The organism is Mesorhizobium sp. M7A.F.Ca.CA.004.04.2.1, assembly GCF_004022825.1.
Lineage (GTDB): Bacteria > Pseudomonadota > Alphaproteobacteria > Rhizobiales > Rhizobiaceae > Mesorhizobium.
In genome coordinates this window covers 1-4,945 of record NZ_RZPH01000413.1, presented here as the reverse complement: position 1 = coordinate 4,945, position 4,945 = coordinate 1, and the positions used below count along the sequence as shown (strand labels likewise).

Sequence of the window (4,945 nt, the reverse complement as noted above, 5' to 3'; positions counted from 1 at the left end):
AGCCGCGACAGCACATGCGACTGCATCTCTTCGGGCGATTGGCCGCGGCCGTGGACGAAGACGCAGATCGCCTTCGCCTCCGGGCCTCTTGGCCCAAGCCGGAGCGGACCGCTGCCTGAACTCACGTGAAATCCGCCTCTTCCAGGCCGGCCTGCAATTCGCTCTCGCGGTCCTTGAACCACGGCGGGAAGACCAGCGTCTTGCCGATCTGGCCCGGAGGCTCATCCTTGGCCCAGCCTTCCGGCGTGGTCCAGGCAATTTCGAACAGCGCGCCTCCGGGCGAGCGGACATAGCAGGACTTGAAGTAGTTGCGGTCCTTCTGCTCCGATATATCGGTGAAGCCGAGGCCCTCTATATGGGCGCGCAGTTTCAGCTGGTTCTCTTCGTCGCCGGTGTTGAGGGCTAGATGGTGGATGGTGCCGCCAGCCAGCGTCCAGGTGCCCTGCGGGCTGTCGCGATCGACAATGACCTCCACGCGCTGCGCGACGCCGGCCGCGTCCGGCACGCGGAACACAAGCCCCTCGTGGTCATCGGCCTCTTTCTCCATCGGCAATGCGATGGTCAGGAAGTCGTCCATGGCGGTGCGGTCCATCACCGCCACCACGGCGCCGTAGATTCCCTTGATGCCGTGGGCCTTGCCGATGCCCTGCGTTTCGTTGGCGATGGGCGCGCGTGGATCCCTGTCGCTTTCCACCAGCTCATGCGGGATGCCGCAGGGATGTGCGAAAGCCGCACGGTCGGCGCCAAAACGAGTGATCTTGATGGCCTCGATGCCGCGCGCGTTCAACCGGTCGACCCAGAAATCCACGGCCCCCTTGGGGATCGACTGCATGATGGTACGCGACTGGTTGGATCCGCGGCGGCCATAGACGCCTGGCTTGCGGAACGGGAAGGTGGTGATGATCGTCGAGGCATCGCCGTTGGGCGAGCCGTAATAGAGGTGATAGACCGGGATGACGCCGTCGAACAAGACGGTGCGCTTGACCGAATGCAGGCCCAGTGCCTTGGTATAGAAATCAAAATCTTCCTGAGCGCTGTCCGTCGAGAGCGTCAAATGGTGGTAGCCGCTGACACGTGCCATCGGTCATCTCCTCCCAGAGGTTTCGGTTTCGCCCCGCCGCTGCGGACAGAGCACGAGGTTGAGGTCGAGCGCGTGCTTCCGTTTTCCTCCGTTGGGCGGCAGCGCGCGGAACTCGGCCATGAGTTCGGGCTTGACCCCGAAGATCGCATCCCGGCCGATCGCGGGGTCCGACCGGTCGAAGATGTGGGTCGTCAGCGTTTCGAAGCCCTCCGCCGAGACGCGAAAATGGATGTGGGCCGGCCGCTCGAGGCCAAGGCCAAGCGCCGACATCAATTGGCCGACTGGGCCGTCCGACGGCAGCGTGTAGCCCTTCGGCTTCACCGTCGTGAAGCGGAACCGCCCCTGCGGATCGGTACGGAAGCGCCCGCGCAGATTGAATTCAGGCTGCTTATCAGGTTCCTGGTTCTCGTAGAGACCCTCGGCATTGGCCTGCCATATCTCGACCATCGTATCGCCGATCCCCGCGCCGTCGAGCGCGACGATCCGGCCGGCAACTTCCAGCGGCTCACCCTTGTGATCGCGCGAGATGTTCGCGCCGAGCGGCATCTCCGGCACGTCGGCCCGGTAGAAGGGGCCGGCCAGGGTGTTTGGGGTCGCCCCAACAGGGCGCGGGCTGTTCTGATCCTCGATCAGCGAAGACACGCCCAGGACGTCGGCGAACAGCACCCATTCCTGGCGCCGCGCATCGGCGTAGTGGCCAACCTCGGTCAGAAAATCGATCGCCTGCCGGAATTCCTCGCCGGAGGGGCGCAACTCGACGATCAGCGCGTGCAAACCGTCGACGGCTGCCTGTGCCGCCGCCGCCAGGCGGGACTGGCCCATTGCCGTCAGGCGCCGTGAGAATTCCTCGGCCTGCGTCGAGATCGCCTTGGGGAATTCATCTCGCTTCGGGTCGTGCTGGCCGTGCATTCCGCCGGGGCCTCCCTTCCCCTTGCCAAGCGGGATAGCACGGCCCGACGCGATGCTTGATGAGATGTGGCGTCCCTTGTATAGCGTTTTGCTATGAAGCTGAACGAGCGCCACCTCATGCAGCTCGCTGCGGTGCTGGATGCAGGCGGCGTGTCGGAAGGAGCCGCTATGCTGGGCCTGACCCAGCCGGCAGTCAGTCGATCGCTGGCCATGCTGGAGGCACGGGTGGGCGAGCCGCTTTTCCTCAAGGGTCGCCGGCCCCTGCAGGCGACACCGCTCGGCTTCCAGCTGGCGGCGCAGGGCCGCACGATGATCACCGCGTCGCGCAAGGCGTCGGATGCGGTGCAGGGCTTCATGAAAGGCACCAAGGGCGTCGTCCGTGTCGGCGGCGTGCCTTTCTTCATGGATGCGATGATCAGCCGGATGATCGGAGAATTCCAGAAGCTCGAGCCCGAGGTCACCGTCCAGCAAAGCTACATGAACCTGCCCGAGATGGTCGCGGCGCTGGAGAGCAACCAGATCGATCTCGGGATCGTGCCGATCGGCGTGCTAGACCTGGGACCCGGCTTCGAATTCACGGAAATCCTGCCCGGACGCAACGTCGTGGCTTGCCGGCCCGACCATCCCCTGCTGCGAAATCGCCGCCTCAGGGCGCATGACCTGACCAGCTTTCCCTGGGTTGCCCCCCTACCCGGCTCTCCGCTGATGTCGGACCTGCAGATGATCCTGATGAGCATCGGCATGTCGGACCTCAACGTCCGCTATTCGGGAGGCTCGCTGATGAGCGTGATCAACTTCCTTGCCGAAACCGATGCGCTGGCGGTGCTGCCATTCTCCGTGGTCTTCGCGCAGCGCAAGGAAAACCGGGTGACGGTGCTACCCTATGAAATTCCGCAGCCCAGCCGCTCGCTTGGAATCCTGCGCCGGGTCAGCGGGCCACGCTCGCCCGCGGCAGAGCGCTTCGCCGGCCACGTCACGACCGCCTTCGAGAATCTGAAGCACATCATCAAACGGCACGAGAATGCCGTCGTCTGGGGGCGGTAATCCGGCCTCGCTATTCGAATGATGCGGTGGCGTCACATAACGCGCATGTTTCCTCCAGCCGGAGGCGCTTCATCCCCGCGTCGCCGGTTAGGCTCGACGGCCGCCCGCCCCCAAAAGCCGTCGGGCCGCCAGAAATCCCGATATCCTATTGGCTCTCCCTCCTCCACCTCGCCATCACTGCGTAAACGCCTTGGACATCTGGTCCACAAAGGGTTTCAACAGATAGGACCAGACATTGCGTTCATCGGTGCGGATATGAACCTCGGCGGGCATACCTGGCCTCAGCACCTTCGCTTCGGTCAGGCAGTTCGATTTGCTTTCAACCTTGATACGCGCCGAGAAATAGGAAAGCTGACGTTGCGGATCTTTAATCAGATCTGCCGAGATGTGTTTCACTGACCCTTGGCAGACCGGAGTGGTTCCCACGTCGAACGCCGGAAAACGGATCGATACCGGCTGCCCCGGGCGGACGTCGTCGACCCGCGACGGCGGGATCAGCGCGTCCACCACAAGATCATCGGCATCAGGTACGATGGTCATGAGCATCTCGCCAGGCGCGATAACGCCGCCGACGGTATGGACAGCCGATTCCTGTATCGTTCCGGACTGCGGCGCGCGGATCGTTGTCTTGGTCAATTCATCCTGGGCCACAATCCTCCGTTCGTTGAGTTCGGTCTGCTTAGCTTCCGTCTCGCGGAGTTCGGTCGTCACGTCAGTGCGCCTTTGGTCATCCAGTTGCAGCATCTGCAACCCCGTTTCGCTGATGCGCGCCTGCGCTTCAGCTACTGCTGCAGCGAGGCGCCCCGATTCTCCCCTGGCCCGGGTGGCATCCAGCTTGATGTTGCTTAGCCTCTCCTTGGAGACGAGTTTTTTGGCGTAGAGGGAATCAACGTCCGCGAAATCCTTGTTCAGCAGAGCAACCGATTCATCCACCGCGCTCTGTTGCGCCTTAAGGCCGTCGATCTGACGTTCAAGTTGCTGGGATTGGCTTCTCAACTGTGCCTTCTGTCCAGCCAAAGCCGAAGCGCGCGTTTCAAAGAGAGCGCGCTCGCCATTGACGAGCGCAGCCAGCTCCGGCTGGTTCATTCGCGCCTTCAGGCCGGCCGGCAGCTGCATTTCCGCCAGGCCCGTGCGCTCGGCCTCCAACCGGGCGAGGCGGACGGTCGCGCGATCGAGATCCTCACTGATGATTTGCAGGTTCGCACGAGGCAGCGTGTCATCCAGTCTGACCAGCACGTCGCCGGCTCGTACATGATCTCCGTCCTGCGCGAAGATCCCGCCCACTGTGCCTCCGGTTTGATGCTGGACCTTCTTGACGTTGGTTTCCACCACCACGGTGGCTGGTGCAACCACAGCGCCGGCGATGTTGGTCAACCCCAGCCACAGACCACCGCCAAGAACCAGCAGACCGGTAATCGCCAAGCCGAATATCAGGTTGGCCCGTATACCGTCCGACAGATCTGGCGCGCTCACGGCAGGCGGTTTGCTGCCACGAAGGGTCCGAGCATACGACGAGAAGGTGACGAATGTTTCGAGCAGAGCCTCATGCATGCCCGGCAACCCCCGGTATCGGCGCCAAAGAAGATGGCCGAGGTGGAACAGGCGGTGACGGTCGGAGCACGTTCGCCAAGACCTCTTCGCGCGAGCCAAAGGCATGAACCGTCCCATTCGACATAACCAGTACCTGATCGATGTTGGCGAGAGCTGAGGGACGATGCGCAACGACAATGACGATGCCTCCGCGCTGACGCACTGCCCGTATGGCGCCGGCCAGGGCAGCGTCCCCGTCCACGTCGAGGTTCGAGTTCGGTTCGTCGAGCACGACAAGAAACGGCTCGCCATAAAGTGCTCGGGCGAGACCCACGAGTTGCCTCTGCCCTGCCGACAGGGCCGCTCCGCCCTCGCCGATGC

General features: G+C 63.3%; 5 protein-coding genes. 1 reads left to right on the top strand and 4 read right to left on the bottom strand.

Annotated elements, in window-relative coordinates; translation table 11 throughout:
* Positions 1 to 121: 121 nt before the first annotated feature.
* Both EN893_RS18750 and EN893_RS18745 read right to left on the bottom strand, forming a co-directional pair.
* Positions 122 to 1,081, bottom strand: coding sequence for a VOC family protein (locus EN893_RS18750; protein ID WP_127266441.1), 960 nt, complete (start codon positions 1,079 to 1,081; stop codon positions 122 to 124).
* A 3-nt stretch (positions 1,082 to 1,084) separates the two neighbouring features.
* A complete protein-coding gene (locus EN893_RS18745) occupies positions 1,085 to 1,990 on the bottom strand; it encodes a dioxygenase (RefSeq protein ID WP_127266442.1) in 906 nt (301 codons plus the stop codon).
* A 93-nt stretch (positions 1,991 to 2,083) separates the two neighbouring features.
* Between EN893_RS18745 and EN893_RS18740 the strand changes: the two genes are divergently transcribed.
* Positions 2,084 to 3,034 (top strand): LysR family transcriptional regulator, encoded by a 951-nt coding sequence (locus EN893_RS18740; protein ID WP_127269808.1) that lies wholly within the window; start codon positions 2,084 to 2,086, stop codon positions 3,032 to 3,034.
* A gap of 174 nt (positions 3,035 to 3,208) precedes the next feature.
* Here EN893_RS18740 and EN893_RS18735 read toward each other — a convergent pair whose 3' ends face one another.
* Both EN893_RS18735 and EN893_RS18730 read right to left on the bottom strand, forming a co-directional pair.
* Positions 3,209 to 4,585 (bottom strand): HlyD family type I secretion periplasmic adaptor subunit, encoded by a 1,377-nt coding sequence (locus EN893_RS18735; protein WP_127266444.1) that lies wholly within the window; start codon positions 4,583 to 4,585, stop codon positions 3,209 to 3,211.
* Positions 4,578 to 4,945, bottom strand: a 368-nt coding sequence (locus EN893_RS18730) for an ATP-binding cassette domain-containing protein (RefSeq protein WP_128361692.1), incomplete at its 5' end; no start/stop codon positions are given. The genes EN893_RS18735 and EN893_RS18730, both read right to left, overlap by 8 nt.

Coding starts and splice junctions, on each gene's coding strand:
- EN893_RS18750 (WP_127266441.1), bottom strand. CDS start 1,081: ATGGCACGTGTCAGCGGCTACCACCATTTGACGCTCTCGACGGACAGC.
- EN893_RS18745 (WP_127266442.1), bottom strand. CDS start 1,990: ATGCACGGCCAGCACGACCCGAAGCGAGATGAATTCCCCAAGGCGATC.
- EN893_RS18740 (WP_127269808.1), top strand. CDS start 2,084: ATGAAGCTGAACGAGCGCCACCTCATGCAGCTCGCTGCGGTGCTGGAT.
- EN893_RS18735 (WP_127266444.1), bottom strand. CDS start 4,585: ATGCATGAGGCTCTGCTCGAAACATTCGTCACCTTCTCGTCGTATGCT.